General features: G+C 70.6%; 18 protein-coding genes, 1 tRNA gene and 1 pseudogene. 19 read left to right on the top strand and 1 reads right to left on the bottom strand.

The annotated features are described in order from the left end of the window. Positions 1-84: 84 nt before the first annotated feature. On the bottom strand, positions 85-336 hold the full coding sequence (locus HYV93_19055; GenBank protein MBI2528068.1) for a DUF4242 domain-containing protein: 252 nt from the start codon (positions 334-336) through the stop codon (positions 85-87). A 376-nt stretch (positions 337-712) separates the two neighbouring features. On the opposite strand from HYV93_19055, the gene HYV93_19050 reads away from it, so the two are divergent. From HYV93_19050 to pheS, 19 genes and pseudogenes are all read left to right on the top strand, one after another. After that, positions 713-934 (top strand): hypothetical protein, encoded by a 222-nt coding sequence (locus HYV93_19050; protein MBI2528067.1) that lies wholly within the window; start codon positions 713-715, stop codon positions 932-934. Between the two features lie 41 nt (positions 935-975). Next, positions 976-1,482 (top strand): cyclic nucleotide-binding domain-containing protein, encoded by a 507-nt coding sequence (locus HYV93_19045; protein ID MBI2528066.1) that lies wholly within the window; start codon positions 976-978, stop codon positions 1,480-1,482. A 4-nt stretch (positions 1,483-1,486) separates the two neighbouring features. Further along, a complete protein-coding gene (locus HYV93_19040; GenBank protein ID MBI2528065.1) occupies positions 1,487-2,734 on the top strand; it encodes a hypothetical protein in 1,248 nt (415 codons plus the stop codon). A 41-nt stretch (positions 2,735-2,775) separates the two neighbouring features. Then, entirely contained in the window at positions 2,776-3,441 is a 666-nt protein-coding gene (locus tag HYV93_19035) for a TIGR04282 family arsenosugar biosynthesis glycosyltransferase (protein MBI2528064.1), read from the top strand. A 7-nt stretch (positions 3,442-3,448) separates the two neighbouring features. Next, on the top strand, positions 3,449-3,853 hold the full coding sequence (locus tag HYV93_19030) for a hypothetical protein (protein ID MBI2528063.1): 405 nt from the start codon (positions 3,449-3,451) through the stop codon (positions 3,851-3,853). Continuing rightward, the gene (locus tag HYV93_19025; protein MBI2528062.1) at positions 3,853-5,292 is read left to right on the top strand and encodes an amidase; all 1,440 of its coding nucleotides are present in this window, start codon (positions 3,853-3,855) and stop codon (positions 5,290-5,292) included. The genes HYV93_19030 and HYV93_19025 overlap by 1 nt, the downstream gene beginning before the upstream one ends. After that, on the top strand, positions 5,283-5,675 hold the full coding sequence (crcB, locus tag HYV93_19020) for a fluoride efflux transporter CrcB (protein MBI2528061.1): 393 nt from the start codon (positions 5,283-5,285) through the stop codon (positions 5,673-5,675). Before HYV93_19025 ends, crcB begins: the two co-directional genes overlap by 10 nt. Positions 5,676-5,677: 2 nt before the next feature. Beyond that, positions 5,678-6,025 carry a DUF190 domain-containing protein gene (locus tag HYV93_19015; protein ID MBI2528060.1) on the top strand — a complete coding sequence of 116 codons (348 nt, stop codon included), beginning with the start codon at positions 5,678-5,680 and terminating at the stop codon, positions 6,023-6,025. Positions 6,026-6,102: 77 nt separating this feature from the next. Next, the gene (locus HYV93_19010; GenBank protein MBI2528059.1) at positions 6,103-7,164 is read left to right on the top strand and encodes a hypothetical protein; all 1,062 of its coding nucleotides are present in this window, start codon (positions 6,103-6,105) and stop codon (positions 7,162-7,164) included. A gap of 37 nt (positions 7,165-7,201) precedes the next feature. Further along, a complete protein-coding gene (locus HYV93_19005) occupies positions 7,202-7,930 on the top strand; it encodes a TVP38/TMEM64 family protein (protein ID MBI2528058.1) in 729 nt (242 codons plus the stop codon). Positions 7,931-8,249: 319 nt separating this feature from the next. Continuing rightward, complete coding sequence (gene aroF / locus HYV93_19000) at positions 8,250-9,266, top strand: 3-deoxy-7-phosphoheptulonate synthase (GenBank protein MBI2528057.1); 1,017 nt, start codon at positions 8,250-8,252, stop codon at positions 9,264-9,266. Positions 9,267-9,509: 243 nt separating this feature from the next. Further along, a complete protein-coding gene (aroF, locus tag HYV93_18995) occupies positions 9,510-10,526 on the top strand; it encodes a 3-deoxy-7-phosphoheptulonate synthase (protein MBI2528056.1) in 1,017 nt (338 codons plus the stop codon). An 80-nt stretch (positions 10,527-10,606) separates the two neighbouring features. Then, entirely contained in the window at positions 10,607-11,596 is a 990-nt protein-coding gene (locus HYV93_18990) for a TonB family protein (protein ID MBI2528055.1), read from the top strand. Between the two features lie 81 nt (positions 11,597-11,677). Next, positions 11,678-11,752: transfer RNA gene (locus tag HYV93_18985), tRNA-Val, on the top strand. An 89-nt stretch (positions 11,753-11,841) separates the two neighbouring features. After that, positions 11,842-13,675 (top strand): annotated as a pseudogene (gene thrS / locus HYV93_18980) (threonine--tRNA ligase). Between the two features lie 47 nt (positions 13,676-13,722). After that, positions 13,723-14,217 (top strand): translation initiation factor IF-3, encoded by a 495-nt coding sequence (locus HYV93_18975; GenBank protein MBI2528054.1) that lies wholly within the window; start codon positions 13,723-13,725, stop codon positions 14,215-14,217. Between the two features lie 9 nt (positions 14,218-14,226). Then, the gene (gene rpmI / locus HYV93_18970; protein MBI2528053.1) at positions 14,227-14,424 is read left to right on the top strand and encodes a 50S ribosomal protein L35; all 198 of its coding nucleotides are present in this window, start codon (positions 14,227-14,229) and stop codon (positions 14,422-14,424) included. A 19-nt stretch (positions 14,425-14,443) separates the two neighbouring features. Then, on the top strand, positions 14,444-14,803 hold the full coding sequence (gene rplT / locus HYV93_18965; GenBank protein ID MBI2528052.1) for a 50S ribosomal protein L20: 360 nt from the start codon (positions 14,444-14,446) through the stop codon (positions 14,801-14,803). A 2-nt stretch (positions 14,804-14,805) separates the two neighbouring features. Further along, positions 14,806-15,682: phenylalanine--tRNA ligase subunit alpha (pheS, locus tag HYV93_18960; protein ID MBI2528051.1), on the top strand; the 877-nt coding region annotated here is incomplete at its 3' end.

The following is a 15,682-nucleotide window of genomic DNA, read 5'->3' as shown; positions in this document are numbered from 1 at the left end:
CTCAGTTGTTGCAGAACCTGGCCGTGGCCGGATTGCCGTGGCCGCACTGCGAGCAGGACATGGCGACCGGCGTCGCGCGCGCCGCTACGCCCCTTCCTTCACCTCGTGGATCTCGTCGGCGAGGAGCCCGTGGGCCTCGCGGTGGACGGCCTCCGCCGCCTCCTTGCTGGGCGCCTGGACGAGGCAGAACACCTTGCCGGTGCCCTCGTCGTACCAGTAGCGGAGGTAGTTGACCCCGTGCCTGTGCTGGACCTCGAGGTCCTTCTGGTGGGCGTCGCTCACCGCTGCGCCGGTCAGCCCATCGATCTTGTGGTGCACGTCGAGATAGAGCGGCATGCGTGTCCTCCTCATGGCTCGGTGATCTCTGGAAGCGTCGTCGATGTGAGCGGAGTTTAGGGCACCATCCGGTGATGGGCCAAATCCACCAGACAGCGCTGATCGCCGCGGGACGCGCGTTCGTGCGGCCGGGGCGGCAGGGCCGGGACCGCACGGAGCTCTCGACGGTCGTGTCGACGCCTTCCCGAGGGACGAGGCCCGAGGTCGGCCGTCCCCCTGTCCGACGTCCGCGCGCGTCCACGGCGGGAATACATGCTACTATGAGGCGCCGTTCGCGGTCGCGTCCGAGCGACACGGGCGACCCCCGCGGATGTCCACGGTCCACCGTAGGCCGGATCTCCCCGGGGAGCCACACTCCTCTCCGCAGGGGGCATGAATGGGAAGGCTGGGAATCCGGGAGCTCGTCGGGCGGGCCATGATCGACAAGGACTTCTTCGCCGATCTTGTCCGCGATCCCGCCGCGGTGCTCGCCGCCTACGAGCTCGAAGCCGAGGAGCGTGCAGCGGTGATGCGGGCGGTGGCCCGCACGGGGCAGACGTCCGACGCCGAGCGGGTGCGCGCGCTCCGGACCGTCATGATGAAGCGCTGGGCGACGTGACCGCGCTGCGCCCCCTCCCCTCCCGCGCCGGATCTCGCTGAGTGGCCTCGCCGCCGGACCTCGCCTTCCTTCGGCAGGTGCTCCTGTTCAGGAACATCGCCGAGCGTGAGCTCCAGGCCACGTGGCCCTGGCTCAGGGAGCGTCGGCTGCGGGCGGGAGAGGTCCTCTTCCGCGAGCACGATCGCGGGAGCGAGATGTTCCTGATCCGCTCCGGCACCGTCGTCATCTCGAAGCACGTCACGGGCCGCGTGGACCAGGTGCTGGCCCGACTGGAGCCGGGCGACTTCTTCGGGGAAATGAGCCTCTTCGACGGGCAGCCCCGGTCGGCTTCTGTCCAGGCGGACACCGATGTCGTCCTCTACGGGCTCGACCGCGCCAACCTCGACCGCCTGATCGAGACGAGCCCGAGAGCGGCGACCGCGTTCTTCTACCAGCTCGTGCAGGTGTTCATCAAGCGCCTGCGCGACTCCGGTGAGCTGGTGGCGGAGGTCACGCGCTGGGGTCTCGAGGCCACGGGCCTCGACGTCGAGCACACCTCACCGGGATAGGGGCGTGGCTACGCCGGACGGGACGGGGACGCCCAGGCCCAAGGCCCGGATGCAGCTCCTGGTCCGCGATGAGGCGGGCGAGAGCTTCCGGATCGAGAAGGTCGAGAGCGGGCTCGCCTATCTCCAGCACCGCCCGCAGCGGATTCCCCTCGAGCAATGCGAGATCGCCGAGCTTCGCTCCGGCGTGCGCAGGACGACCTCCTATGTCCTGAAGAACCGGCAGACCGAGCGCTACATCCAGCTCACGGAGCCGGAGCGCTTCCTCTGGGACCAGATGGACGGGCGCACGTCGCTCCAGGAGATGGCCACCGCGTACGTGCTGCGCTACGGCGCCTTCGACTTCGACATCATCCCGACCCTCATCTCCAAGCTCCGCCGCGCCGAGCTCCTGACGATGCGCCCTGTCTCCCGCCTGCGGGAGGTGCTGGCCCGGCACCGGCGCAACCCCGCGGTGCGCGCGGCCGAGGCGGCGTTCAGGGTGCTCGAGAAGCTCACCGTGACGAGCCGTCGGGCTCACAACCTCTTCGAGCGCGTCTACCGCTACGGGGCCTTCGTGATCTTCACCCCGTTCGCGGCCGTGGGGCTCGGCCTCATCACGGTGCTCGGCGCCCGCGGTGCCGTGCTGCTCTGGGCCGACCGGGCCGAGGTCTCCAGCGCGCTGGCCGCGCACCCGATCGTGGCCATCCTGCTCGTGAAGCTCTTCTTCTGGCTCACGGTGATCAGCCACCAGGTCGTCCACGCGCTGGCCCTCGTCCACTACGGGCGGCACGTCCGGGAGTTCGGCTTCACGATGCTCCACGGCTTCATCCCGACCTTCTATGCCGACGTGACCGACATCTTCATGGGCTCGCGGCGGGCCCGCCTCGTCGCCGCGCTGGTGGGGCCGCTGGTGCATCTGTTCCTCGGCGCGTTTTACCTCTGGGTCGCGAGCCTGCTGGGCCCCGGCCTCCTCAAGGGGTTCCTCGCGGCCTCGGCCGTCCTTCAGCTGCAGTCGCTGTTCGTGAGCCTCTACCCCTTCTGCTTCCTCGAGATGGACGGCTACCACGTCCTCGTGGATCTCCTGGGCATGCCCACGCTCAACCACGAGTCCGTGAGCTTCGTGCGCAACTCGCTCTGGGGGCGGGTCGCGCGGGGGATCGGCCTCAACCGCCAGGAGGCCGTCTACGTCTCCTACGTCTTCCTGTCCACCGCCTCGATCGTGGCCTTCGTCGGGCTCAACGTGTGGGTGCTGCTCCGGGCGGGCACCTCCTGAGAGGCCCCAGCCCATCGGTCGTCCCGCCGGCCGTGGCGGTGATGGCGAAGGTGCCGGGGCTCGGGCCGGTGAAGTCGAGGCTCTCCCCGCCGCTGGCCCCCGAGATGGCGACGCTCCTCTATCGCTGCTTCTTGCTCGACAGGCTCGAGGCGCTGGCTGCCCTGCCCGGGATCGCGCCGCTGGCGGCCTTCACGCCGCCGGCCGGGACCGCGCGCATGGCCGCGCTCGCCCCGGAGGGATTCCGGCTCGTCGCTCAGCAGGGGGGGGACCTGGGGCAGCGGCTCTCGCGGCTCCTGACGACCCTGATCGCCCAGGGGCACCCGGGCGCCATGGCCCTGGACAGCGACAGCCCGACCTTGCCCATGGCGCATGTGCTGGAAGCCGCCGACGTCCTCGGGCGGGATGCCGCGGACCTGGTGCTGGGCCCTTGCGACGACGGCGGGTACTACCTCATCGGGCTCCGCCAGCCCCGGCCGGACCTCTTCGAGGGTATCCCGTGGAGCACGGAGCGGGTCCTGGCCCTGACCGTGGAGAAGGCCGCGCGGCTCGGACTCCGGACACATCTGCTGCCCCGGTGGTTCGACGTGGATACCGAGGCGGACCTCAGGCGGCTCCACGCCGCGCTGGCCGCGGGTGATGGGCCCCGGCGCACCCGGCGCTGTCTCGAGGCGATCTTCGGGCGAGCCTCCGGTCCCTCCGGGCGCTGATGCTACAATGCGGGCCGTGCGAGCCTTCGTCGCTGGCTGCGCCCTTCTGCTTGGTGCCTGCGCGTCCACGGGGGGCCTGCCGGCCCAGCCCTTCACCGATGTCCCCGTCTCCGAAGCGTGGCAGCCCTACTCGCGCGACTGGGTGGTCATCGAGACCGCCGGCGTCACGGCCGCCAAGCTGGTTTACTTCGCCAAGACCGACGTGGAGGCCACCCTCGCCGAGGTGCGCCGCCTCATGCCCCGGAGCGGCTGGCGGGAGAGGGCCACCGAGCGCTTCGTGAACCCCGAGGGCTTCAAGGGCCAGTGGGCGGAGTACGCGAAGGGCGAGGATCTGTGCCGCGTGACGGTCATCGAGGGGGCCAGCGCCACCCACGTGGACCTGACTCTCGCGCGGCGCCCGGCCCGGCATTGATGGCCGGCGCCGACCTCGCCTGGCGCTCGGCCGTCGAGCTGGCGGGGCTCATCCGCGACAGGGAGGTCTCCCCGGTCGAGGTGACGGACGCGATCCTGGCGCGCATCGCCGAGCTCGGTCCGCTCCTCAACGCCTTCTGCACGGTCGCCGAGGAGGAAGCGCGTGATGCCGCCCTGGCGGCGGAGGTGGCCGTGCTTTCGGGAGAGCCGCTCCCGCCTCTTCACGGTGTGCCTGTCTCGGTGAAGGACCTCATCTTCACCCGCCGCATACGGACCACGGGTGGGTCGCGGCTCTTCGTCGAGCACTATCCCGAGGAGGACGCGGTCAGCGTCGAGCGCCTCAGGGCGGCCGGCGCCGTGATCATCGGCAAGACCGCGACGCCGGAGTTCGGCCACAAGGGCATGACCGACAGCCCGCTCTTCGGGATCACGCGCAACCCCTGGAACCTCGAGATGACGCCGGGCGGGTCCAGCGGCGGCGCAGCCGCAGCCGTCGCCGCCGGCCTGGGCCCCTTTGCCCTCGGGACGGATGGCGGCGGCTCCATCCGCATCCCCGCCTCGTTCTGCGGGATCTACGGGCTCAAGCCCTCGTTCGGGCGGGTTCCGTCCGGGCCCGGCTTTCCCGGCTGGGAGACCTTCTCACACACGGGCCCCATGGCGCGGACCGTGCGGGATGCGGCCCTCATGCTGGACGCCCTCGCCGGGCCCGACGATCGCGACCGCCACTCGCTGCCGGCCGACGCGGGCGGCCTCTTCCTCGCGGCGTGCGACGCGGGCATCGCCGGCCTCAGTGTCGCCTGGGCGCCGGACCTGGGCCGGGCCCTCGTGGATCCTGAGGTGGCCGCGCTGTGCGAACGGGCGGCGGTGGAGTTCGAGTCCCTGGGCTGCCACGTGGAGGCCGTGGTGCCCACGTGGGAGGACCCGGAGGAGATCTTCCGCGTCATGGCGGCGGCCGAGACCTTCGCGGCCTGGGGCGGCCGGCTGGCGGACGCCGAGCGCGAGCTCGACCGGACGCTCGTCGCCTTCCTGCGCTTCGGCCAGACAGTCACGGCCGCGCAGTACCTCGAGGCCGCGCGCCGCCGGCGCGAGCTCTGGGGTGAGGTGCAGCGCTTCCTGGCCCGCTTCGATCTGCTCATCACCCCGACGATGCCGGTTCCGGCCTTCCCGGCGGCCGGTCCCCCGCCGGCCGCGATCAACGGTCGGGCGATCTCGCCGCTCGGCTGGGTGCCCTTCACGTTCCCCTTCAATCTCACGGGCCAACCTGCCGCCACCGTCCCCGCGGGCTTCACCGCTTCGGGACTTCCGGTGGGACTGCAGATCGTGGGCCGACGTCACGCCGACCGGACCGTGCTCGCCGCCTCTGCGGCCTTCGAGGCCGCAGCGCCGTGGAGCGGGAGCCGGCCGGCGGTCGTGCCTCGCCCGCCTGGCGCGTGCGGCTGATCCTCATCTGTCTGGGCGGGGCGCTCGGCACCGGGGCCCGCTACTGGGCGGGTGGCGTCGCGGCGCGCTGGCTCGGGTCCGACTTCCCGTACGGCACGCTCCTGGTGAACGTCCTCGGCTCCTTCCTGATCGGCCTGCTCCAGCAGGTCGGCCTGAGCACGCTGGTGATCCCCGATGCCGTCCGGCTGGTCCTCACGATCGGCGTCCTGGGCGGGTTCACCACCTACTCGTCGTTCTCCTACGAGACGCTCAAGCTCCTCGAGAGCGGCGACTGGCTCTACGCCGCGCTCAACGTCTTGGTCACGACCACCCTCTGTCTACTCGTGTGCGGCCTCGGCCTCGAGCTGGGCCGGGTCCTCACCGCCGCGAGGGGAGGAGCCTAGCGATGCGGAAGCTCGACGGCGAGCAGGTCCTCATGCGCGTGTTCATCGGCGAGAGCGACCGGTGGGAGCACCGGCCCCTGCACGTGGCGCTGCTGGAGCTGTTCCGGCGCGAGGGGCTCGCCGGGGCCACCGTGCTGCGCGCCGTCTCCGGCTTCGGCGCCGCCTCGGTCGTGCACACGGCCAACATCCTCCGCCTGTCCACCGACCTGCCGCTCGTCATCGAGGTGGTGGACTCCCAGGAGCACCTGGACCGGGTTCTGCCCCTGGTGGACCGCATGATGCCGGGCGGGCTCATCACCATGGAGAAGGTGCGCGTGCTCAAGTACGAGGACGCCAAGGGGCGGAATTGACATCGTCGGGCGCTTGGCGGAGTATCCCTCTGGCGCTCCGCGCAAGGCGGGCGAAGCTGGGAGGTCGCGGACGCGAGATGTCGGCACGCGAGTACGATGCGATCGTGGTCGGAGCGAGCTTCGCGGGGCTCGGTGTGGCCCGCCAGCTTCGCGGGGACGTCCTTCTCCTCGACGGCAACGAGGTGGGCGCGGTCCAGACCTCGGCGTGCGGCACCCCGCTCTGGGTGCCCCAGACCCTCGGGGTGGCCGGCAGCGTGCTCCAGGTGCACGAGCGGCTCACGGTGCGCACGCCCGGGCGCAGCGTGACGTACGACCTGTCGGCCGTGCCCTTCTGCACCTTCGACTACAAGGCCTTCTGCCTGGGCCTGCTCGCTCAGTGCCGGGCGCGCTTCCTCCGCACGCGGGTGACCGGCGTCGAGGAGGGGGCCGTGCTCACCACCGAGGGACGCTTCAGCGCACCGGTCGTGGTGGACTGCTCGGGGTGGCGGCGCGCCGTGGTCAACGGCGGCCAGCCCGAACGCCCGCGGGGCGGCATCTACTCGTTCGGCCTGGAGGCGCGCGCAGATCTCACGGGCGAGGGGCTCTCCTTCTGGCTCGACAAGGGACTGATCCGCCGCGGCCTGGGCTGGATCTTCCCGGCGGGCGCGCAGAGCCTCGTCGGCCTGGGCTCCTACGTGGGCGCCTCCAAGCTCAAGCCCGCCCTCGATCGCTTCCTCTCCGACCGCGGCATCGCCGCCACCAGCTTCCACGGCACCTACTTTCCAAACCGGCTCCTCCGGCCGACCGTGGGGCACCTGTTCGCGGTGGGCGACGCCGCCGGGCAGTGCATGCCGCTCACCGCCGAGGGCATTCGCCCGGCGCTCTACTTCGGGGGTGAGTGCGGCAAGATCGTGCAGGCAGTCATCGAGGGTCGGACGAGTCTCGCCGAAGGGCTCGAGCACTACCGCCGGCTGGTAGGGCGCTACCGGTGCGCCTACCGGATCCTCTGGTGCGCACAGCTCTTCGCGATGCACGCCCCGACGCGCTGGCTCGCCGCCTTCACGAGCCTCGCCGCGCGGCATCCGGTGCTCCCGCGGTGGTGGCCCCGGTACGGGTGGTTCGGCCGCATGGAGCCGACGTCCGTGGCTGCCGCGACATGAGCCCCCACCCGCCGGGCCACGCGCCGGCCATGGGGCGATGCGGGATCTGATCTCGCGCTACCGCTGGACGGTCCTCGCCGGCGGCTCGGTCCTCTTCACCGCGGCCTGTCTCTGGCTGCTCCTCGCCGACGATTTCGCGGGCTACCGATTCGTGCGCCGCCTGTACCAGGACAAGGAGTTCCTGAAGCTGACCCTGCGGGAATGGGGGATCCTGGCCCCGGTGATCTTCATCGTCATCCAGGCGCTTCAGGTCGTCATCTCCCCCGTCCCCGGCGAGGCCACGGGCTTCCTCGGGGGCTACCTCTTCGGGGTGTCGCTGGGCTTCGTCTACTCGACGATCGGACTCACCCTGGGCTCCGTGGCCGCCTTCGGGGCCGGACGCTGGCTCGGCGCGCACTTCGTCCGCAAGCTCGTGAGCAATGAGACGTGGGCCCGGCTCGGGTTCATCGTCGAGGCCGAAGGCGCCATCCTCTGCTTCATCATCTATCTCATCCCCGGTCTGCCCAAGGACATGGTCTGCTACCTCTTCGGGATCAGCCCCATGCCGGTGTGGGTGTTCGCGCTGGTCTCCGGGCTCGGCCGGATGCCGGGTACCTGGATCCTGTCAGCCCAGGGCTCCCAGACCGCGGCCGGCCACTACATCCAGGTGGTGCTCCTTACCACCCTCGCCGTGGCCGTGGCTCTGCCCCTCTACTACTATCGCCACCGTATCGTCGGGTGGCTCCAGGCGCGCAACGGGCAGGGGTCCGGGGAAGGGGGGGCTTGACAGGCCCCCGGCGGCTTCGTAGACTGGCACCCACGTTTCGCACAGGAGGCAAGACGGTGGCACGGACGGGGAACGGGGTCGCGCAGGGCTGGCGGTTCTACTTTTACTTTCCCCCCGTCCGCCTACTGGCTTTCCTGAGCTAGCCTCCGGGAGCCACGGGCGGACGAACCGCCAGCCCGTGGCGATCGAGATCGAGCCCAACGCCGCGGGCAACAGGCCCGCGGCGTTTTTCTTTGTGTTGACGGCTGCTGAGATCGGGCGAGGGAAGTCGCGGAGCGCGAGCGTCCGGCGGGCGAGGGGAGCCCGGGAAAGGCACGGCATGATCATCATCATGAAGCCGGGATCGACCGAGGCGGACATCGAGGACGTCTGCCGGCGGGTGGTGGACTTCGGATTCAGGACCCACCTCTCCCGGGGGGAGGTACGGACCATCATTGGCGTGGTCGGGGACGATCGCGCGAAGGAACAGCTCCTGGCGCTCCAGTCGCTGGATGCCGTGGAGGGGGTCGTCCGGATCCTCCAGCCCTTCAAGCTCGCGAGCCGCGAAGCCCACCCCGGGAGCACCCAGTTCAAGGTGGGGGAAGTGCCGGTGGGCGGCCGGCCGGTGGTCGTCATGGCGGGACCGTGCTCGGTGGAGTCGCGCGCTCAGCTCATGGCCGTGGCCGAGGGGGTCAGGGACGGCGGCGCCCACATGCTCCGGGGCGGGGCGTTCAAGCCGCGCACCTCGCCCTACGCCTTCCAGGGGCTGGAGGAGGAGGGGCTCGCGCTCCTGGCGGAGGCGAGTCGCAAGACGGGGCTGCCGGTGGTGACGGAGGTGATGGAGCCCGACAAGGTGGAGGTGGTCGCGGAGCACGCCGACGTGCTGCAGATCGGCGCGCGCAACGTCCAGAACTTCTCCCTGCTCAAGCGGGTCGCCGAGTGCGGCAAGCCCGTGCTCCTCAAGCGCGGCATGTCCACCTCGATCCAGGAGTGGCTGCTGTCCGCCGAGTACGTGCTGGCGGGCGGCAACCCCAACGTGATCCTCTGCGAGCGGGGCATCCGCACCTTCGAGACGGCGACGCGCTTCACCCTCGACCTCAGCGCCGTCCCCGTCGTGAAGAAGCTCTCGCACCTGCCTGTCGTGGTGGACCCGAGCCACGGAACGGGGCACTGGGAGTACGTGGCCGCGATGGCGCGGGCGGGGCTCGCCGCCGGGGCCGACGGGCTCATCATCGAGGTCCACAACAAGCCGGAGGAGGCGCTGTCGGATGGGCCGCAGTCCCTCAAGCCGGACCGCTTCGCCGCGCTCATGAGGGAGCTTCGCCCCCTCGCCGAAGTCCTCGGGCGCACCCTGTGAGGGCGGCGGCTGAGATCGGGCGACAGAGACGGCGGCTGACGCCCCGCGGGAGAAAGAGCGCGGCGTGAGGTTCCGTCGGGGGCGGGCGGGCGACAGCCCGGGTACCCGCCCGGGATGAGGGCGACTGAGACCCGGCGCGGGTGACGGCGGCTGACGCCCCGCGCGGGAATCAGCGGGGCGCGACGTTGCGGCGGGGGCGGGCGGGCGACAGCCCGGTGCCCGCCCCAGGCGAAGGAGAACAAGATGATCATCGTGCTCAGGTCGGGAGTGACGGACGCGGAAGTCGATCACGTGTGCGGGCGTGTCCTCGAGCTGGGGTACCAGCCCCACACCATCCGCGGCGAGTTCAAGACCATCGTCGCCGCCGTCGGTGAGGAGCGCGGCAAGGCCGACTTGCGGCTGCTGGAGGCGCTGGAGACGGTGGAAGCCGTCATGCCCGTGCAGCAGCCGTTCAAGCTCGCGAGCCGCGAGATCCGGCCGGAGCCGAGCGAGGTGCGGGTCAACGGCGTGACCGTGGGCGGCCAGCGCGTGATCGTGATGGCGGGGCCCTGCTCGGTGGAGTCGGAGGGGCAGGTCTTCGAGGTGGCCGAGGCCGTCAAGCAGGCCGGTGCCAGCATCCTCAGAGGCGGGGCCTACAAGCCTCGCACCTCGCCCTACGCCTTCCAGGGGCTCAAGGAGCAGGGGCTCAAGTACCTCAAGGAGGCCAAGAAGCGGACGGGGCTGCCCGTGGTCACCGAGGTGCTGGAGACGGAGAGCGTGGAGCTCGTGGCGGAGTACGCCGACGTCCTGCAGATCGGCGCGCGCAACATCCAGAACTTCACGCTCCTCCGCCGCGTGGGGGAGATGGGCAAGCCCGTGCTCCTCAAGCGCGGCATGGCCACGAGCATCCAGGAGTTCCTGCTCTCGGCCGAGTACATCCTGTCCGCCGGCAACCCCAACGTGATCCTCTGCGAGCGGGGTATCCGCACCTTCGAGACGGCGACGCGCTTCACCCTCGACCTCAACGCCGTTCCGGTCATCAAGAAGCTGTCGCACCTGCCGGTGGTGGTGGACCCCTCCCACGGGACGGGCCACTGGGACCTCGTGCCTGCCATGGCCAAGGGGGCGGTGGCCTGCGGGGCCGACGGGCTCATCGTCGAGGTGCACCCGCGGCCGGAGGAGGCCCTGTCGGACGGGCCGCAGTCCCTCAAGCCGTCCAGGTTCGCCCAGCTCATGCGGGAGCTGCGCCCGGTGGCGGAGGCCGTCGGCCGCACCCTGTAGGATGCGGGGGTTCCAGCGGCCTGGCAGGCCGTGGTCAGGGAGCCGGGCCCCGGGAGTGGGCCGTGGCATAATCGCGGGGTATGAAGATCTGGCTGCCGACAGACCGTTCGCGGCGGGTCTTGCTGGTTGCCCTCGTCTGCTCGGTCGCGCTCCACGCGCTGCTTGCCGCCTCCGTGTACCTGGCGGGCGCCCTCGGACCGACGATCATCGTCAAGCGCGGGGAGCCGCTCTTCGTCGATATCGCCCCCGACCGGCCCGAGGAGCCGGCCCCGCGCGGCAATCCGGCGCGTCCCGTGGGGCCGGAGCAGGCGCCGCCCGCGCGCCGCGCCCAGGAGCCGCCAGTGCCCAAGGCCCGGGAGGCGCGGCCCAGGGTCGCCGAGGCACCGAAGCCGGCGCCCGTGCCGGCCTCCCCCCAGCAGCAGGTCGCCAAGGCGTCGCCCGCACCCCCACCGGAGACCCCGGCGCCGCGCGCCCCCGAGCCGGCGCCCGTCCCCGGGCCTCAGGCCCGCGCCCCCGAGCGCGAGAGCCCCGCCCCCCCGACTCAGCCCACGGAGTCCACCCCCTCGGAAGGCAGGCCCGGCGCCGCGCGTCCGGCTCCGGCATCCGAGCCGGGAGGGCAGATGCTGGCGAAGACCAGGGCAGGGCTCGACCTTCCGGCCGCCATGCTGAGGCGGCCCGGGGGCGGCGGGGGGCTCAGGGACGGGCACGGCGGCGTCGAGGGCGAGCCCGTCCCGCTCGACACCCAGGATCCGAAGTACGTCGACTACTTCGGCAAGCTCCGCGAGCGCATCAAGTCGAAGTGGATCTACCCGCGCGAGGCGGGGGAGCGCGGCATCGGCGGTCAGCTCCTCATCGAGTTCCACATCGCCAAGGACGGGCACCTGCAGCTCCTGGAGCTCAGGCGCTCCTCGGGCGTCGAGATCCTCGACGAGTACGCGATGAACGCGGTGCGCCTGGCCCAGCCCTTCCCGCCCGTGCCGGACATCCTCGGCCAGAAGGGGCTCCCCGTCAGCGGCCTGTTCAGCTACCAGATCGTCGGCAACAGCTTCGTGAACCAGTTCCTGCGCTAGGAACGCCCTCGGCCGGGGGCGCCTCCCTTGACAGGCCTGTCGCGTATCCTGTAGCATGTTCACTGTTTTTTCCGGGGAGGCAGGCTCGTAGCTCAGTGGGAGAGCGCTTGCTTGACACGCAAGAGGTCGGCGGTTCGAAACCGCCCGAGCCTACCATCCGATCCCGTTGATCGAGGGGTGCCCATCGCGAGGCGACAGCGGGTGCGCGACTAGAGCAGTCGAGAGCATCACCGGGCGCCGTCCGTGTGGTGCTTTTTTGTCTCCGGATCACGAAAGGATCTGATGGCTGAGTCGGAAGAAGACCGACACCTGAAATTCGCCGGGGAGCACGACTGTCTCCCGGAACCCCTGCCGACGCTCCGGCACTCGACCTCGCATGTCCTGGCCCAGGCGGTGAAGCAGCTCTTCCCCGACGTGCGCGTCGCCATCGGCCCGGCCATCGAGGACGGCTTCTACTACGACTTCCTCAAGGCCACGCCCTTCACGCCCGAGGATCTCCAGCGCATCGAGGCGAAGATGCGGGAGCTGGTCAAGGCGGACCTGCCCTTCGTCCGGGAGGAGTGGGCGCGCGCCGATGCCATCGCCTACTTCAAGGAGCGCGACGAGCCCTTCAAGGTCGAGATCCTCGATGGGCTCGACGTGCCCACGGTCTCGGTGTACCGCCAGGGTGACTTCCTCGATCTCTGCCGTGGCCCCCACGTCCGCTCCACCGGCGCTCTCAAGGCCTTCAAGCTCCTCACCTCCTCCGGAGCCTACTGGCGCGGGGACGAGCGGAAGCCGATGCTCCAGCGCATCTACGGGACGGCCTGGCTCACCCAGGAGGATCTGAACAAGCACCTCTGGCGCCTGGAGGAGGCCAAGAAGCGCGACCACCGCAAGCTGGGCCGGGAGCTGGACCTCTTCGACTTCCACGACGTGGCCCCCGGGGCGCCCTTCTGGCTGCCCAACGGGATGATCCTGGTGCGCGAGCTGGAGAAGTTCGCCCGCGAGCATCTCGACGACCGCGGCTACCAGGAGATCTCCACCCCGATGCTGATCCACAAGCGGCTGTGGGAGGAGTCGGGGCACTGGGAGCACTACAGCGACAACATGTTGAAGGTGGAGGTGGAGGAGGAGCTCTTCACGCTCAAGCCCATGAACTGCCCGCCATCGACCTTCGTCTACCGGCGGGCGCTGCGCTCCTACCGGGATCTGCCGCTGCGCCACTCCGAGATGGGGCGCTGTCACCGCAACGAGCGGTCGGGCACGCTCACCGGCCTCGTCCGCGTCCGTCAGTTCACCCAGGACGACGCCCACATCTACTGCCGGCCGGACCAGCTCCAGGACGAGATCGTCGGCATCCTCGACCTGGTCCGGGAGTGGTACAAGACCTTCGAGCTCCAGCCGACCTTCACGCTGTCGACCCGGCCGGAGAAGAAGCTCGGGTCCGAGGCGCAGTGGGACGCGGCCGAGGGCGCGCTCGCGGAGGCGCTCAAGGCCAACGGGCTCGCCCACGAGCTGAACCCCGGCGACGGCGCCTTCTACGGGCCCAAGATCGACATCTACGTGGGGGACGTGCTGGGCCGACAGTGGCAGATCGCGACGGTGCAGGTGGACCTGGCGATGCTGCCGGAGCGGTTCGAGCTGACGTACATCGACTCCGACGGGCAGCCCAAACGGCCGGTGGCCATCCACCGGGCCATCTTCGGCTCCTACGAACGGTTCATCGGCCTCCTGACCGAGCACTTCGCGGGGGCCTTCCCCACGTGGCTGGCGCCCGTGCAGGCCCGCGTCCTGCCCATCAGCGAGAAGCACGGGGAGTACGCGCGGACCGTCTTCGCCCGGCTCCGCACGGCGCGCATCCGGGCCGAGCTGGACGACCGCAACGAGAAGCTCGGGTACCGGATCCGCGAGGCCCAGCTGCGGAAGGTTCCCTACATGCTGGTCGTGGGTGAGCGCGAGGCGCAGCACGGGACGGCGAGCCTGCGCCGGCGCAGCGGCGAGGACGCCGGGGCCCTGCCCGTGGAGCGCATCGTGTCGGAACTCGCCACCGAGATCGGCAGTCGTGCCGCCACCCTCACCGTGGGGCGACCGGCCTGAGCCCCGCACACCAAGGAGCCAGAGCGATACAGCCCAAGGAGATCCGGATCAACGAAGGGATTCGCGTGCGGGAGGTGCGGGTGGTGAGCGCCGACGGCGAGCAGCTGGGGATTCTCCCCATCACCCAGGCGCTCGAGCTGGCCAGGCAGCGCGACATGGATCTGGTGGAGGTGGCGGCCGAGGCGGCGCCGCCGGTGTGCCGGATCATGGACTTCGGGAAGTACAAGTACACGCAGGCCCGTCGGCAGAAGGAAGCGCGGAAGAAGCAGACCACGATCGTCGTCAAGGAAGTCAAGCTCGGGCCCAAGACGGACACGCACGACTTCGACTTCAAGGCCAAGCACGTGCGGCGCTTCCTCGAGGAGGGCAACAAGGCGAAGGTGACGGTGCGGTTCAAGGGACGCGAGATGGCGCACACCGAGCTGGGCTGGAAGATGCTGAGCCGGATGTCCGAGATCATGAGCGACATGGCGGTGGTGGAGAGCCACCCCCGCATGGAGGGGCGCATGCTGAGCATGATCCTGTCCCCGAAGGCCCACTAGGAGATCCTCATGCCGAAGATGAAGACCAAGCGGGCCGCGGCCAAGCGCCTCAAGGCCACCGGGTCCGGGAAGCTCAAGCGGCGCAGCGGGTGGAAGGGTCACCTCCTGGAGGCGAAGCCCCCCAAGCGTCGGCGGCGGCTCCGCAAAGCCTCGCTCATCAGCCCGGCCGACCAGCCGCGGCTCAAGAAGCTCGTCCCATACCTGTAAGGAAGAGGAGAGGGGAACCATGCCACGGGCCAAGGGCGGGGCCAAGACCCGCCAGCGCAGGAAGAAGGTGCTGAAGAGGGCGAAGGGCTACTTCGGCGGCCGGCGAAAGCTCCACCGCACGGCGGCCGAGACCGTGCTCCGCGCGGGCGCCTTCGCCTACCGGGGGCGCAAGCAGAAGAAGCGGCGGGCGCGCTCGCTCTGGATCATCCGCGTCAACGCGGCGTGCCGGCAGCTGGGCCTTTCCTACTCCGCCTTCATGTCGGGGCTCAGGAAAGCCGGCATCGGCCTCGACCGGAAGATCCTCGCGGAGCTGGCCGTCCAGGACCCGACCGCCTTCGCCAAGCTGGCGGAGACGGCGCGAACGGCGAGCCGCGCCTGAGCGTGGCGCCGGACCCGCGGGTCCAGCAGATCCGCGACCGGGCGCTGGCCGAGATCGCCGCCGCCCTGTCCACCGCCGACCTCGAGCAGATCCGCATCAGGATCCTCGGGCGCTCCGGTGAGCTGACCTCGCTGCTGCGCTCGCTGGGCGCCGTCCCGGCGGCCGACCGCCCGCGGGTCGGACAGGCGGCGAACCGCGCCAAGGCCGAGATCGAGGAGCGCGTCGCTGCGCGCCTCGAGGCGCTCCAGGCCCACGAGCGGAGCCGGGCCCGGGAGGCTGAGCGGGTGGATCTCACCCTCCCCGGACGCTTCACGCCTCCGGGCGCCGTCCACCCCATCACCCGCGTCCAGGACGAGATCATCGCCATCTTCGAGGGGCTCGGCTTCTCGGTCGCCGAGGGCCCCGAGGTGGAGTCTGACTACTACAACTTCGCCGCGCTCAACTTCCCCGACGACCACCCGGCCCGGGACATGCAGGACACCTTCCACCTCTCGCCGGACACGCTGCTGCGGACCCACACCTCGCCGGTGCAGATCAGGGCCATGAAGGCCCAGCGCCCGCCGGTGCGGATCATCTGCCCGGGCAAGGTCTACCGCCGGGACGCCGACATCACCCATTCGCCCATGTTCCACCAGGTCGAGGGGCTGGCGGTGGACGCCCACATCACCATGGGCGACCTCAAGGGGACGCTGGAGCTGTTCGCGCGGGAGATGTTCGGCAGCCGCTCGCGCATCCGTTTCCGTCCCTCGTTCTTCCCGTTCACGGAGCCCTCCGCCGAGGTGGACGTGCTCTGTTTCCTCTGCGGGGGCGAGGGCTGCCGCGTCTGCAAGCAGGACGGGTGGCTCGAGATCCTGGGCCCGGGCATGGTGCATCCCAACG

It is taken from the genome of Candidatus Rokuibacteriota bacterium (assembly GCA_016188005.1).
Lineage (GTDB): Bacteria > Methylomirabilota > Methylomirabilia > Rokubacteriales > CSP1-6 > UBA12499.
The sequence above is the reverse complement of the archived record's forward strand: the minus strand, read 5'-3'. Positions and strand labels throughout refer to the sequence as shown.

Bases quoted from the DNA above. Each gene is read 5' to 3' on its own strand.
- rplT (MBI2528052.1), top strand. From the start codon at position 14,444: ATGCCACGGGCCAAGGGCGGGGCCAAGACCCGCCAGCGCAGGAAGAAG.
- rpmI (MBI2528053.1), top strand. From the start codon at position 14,227: ATGCCGAAGATGAAGACCAAGCGGGCCGCGGCCAAGCGCCTCAAGGCC.
- HYV93_19025 (MBI2528062.1), top strand. From the start codon at position 3,853: ATGGCCGGCGCCGACCTCGCCTGGCGCTCGGCCGTCGAGCTGGCGGGG.
- HYV93_19005 (MBI2528058.1), top strand. From the start codon at position 7,202: ATGCGGGATCTGATCTCGCGCTACCGCTGGACGGTCCTCGCCGGCGGC.
- HYV93_18990 (MBI2528055.1), top strand. From the start codon at position 10,607: ATGAAGATCTGGCTGCCGACAGACCGTTCGCGGCGGGTCTTGCTGGTT.
- HYV93_19055 (MBI2528068.1), bottom strand. From the start codon at position 336: ATGCCGCTCTATCTCGACGTGCACCACAAGATCGATGGGCTGACCGGC.
- HYV93_19030 (MBI2528063.1), top strand. From the start codon at position 3,449: ATGCGGGCCGTGCGAGCCTTCGTCGCTGGCTGCGCCCTTCTGCTTGGT.
- HYV93_19010 (MBI2528059.1), top strand. From the start codon at position 6,103: ATGTCGGCACGCGAGTACGATGCGATCGTGGTCGGAGCGAGCTTCGCG.
- aroF (MBI2528057.1), top strand. From the start codon at position 8,250: ATGATCATCATCATGAAGCCGGGATCGACCGAGGCGGACATCGAGGAC.
- HYV93_19050 (MBI2528067.1), top strand. From the start codon at position 713: ATGGGAAGGCTGGGAATCCGGGAGCTCGTCGGGCGGGCCATGATCGAC.
- aroF (MBI2528056.1), top strand. From the start codon at position 9,510: ATGATCATCGTGCTCAGGTCGGGAGTGACGGACGCGGAAGTCGATCAC.
- HYV93_19035 (MBI2528064.1), top strand. From the start codon at position 2,776: ATGGCGAAGGTGCCGGGGCTCGGGCCGGTGAAGTCGAGGCTCTCCCCG.
- HYV93_19015 (MBI2528060.1), top strand. From the start codon at position 5,678: ATGCGGAAGCTCGACGGCGAGCAGGTCCTCATGCGCGTGTTCATCGGC.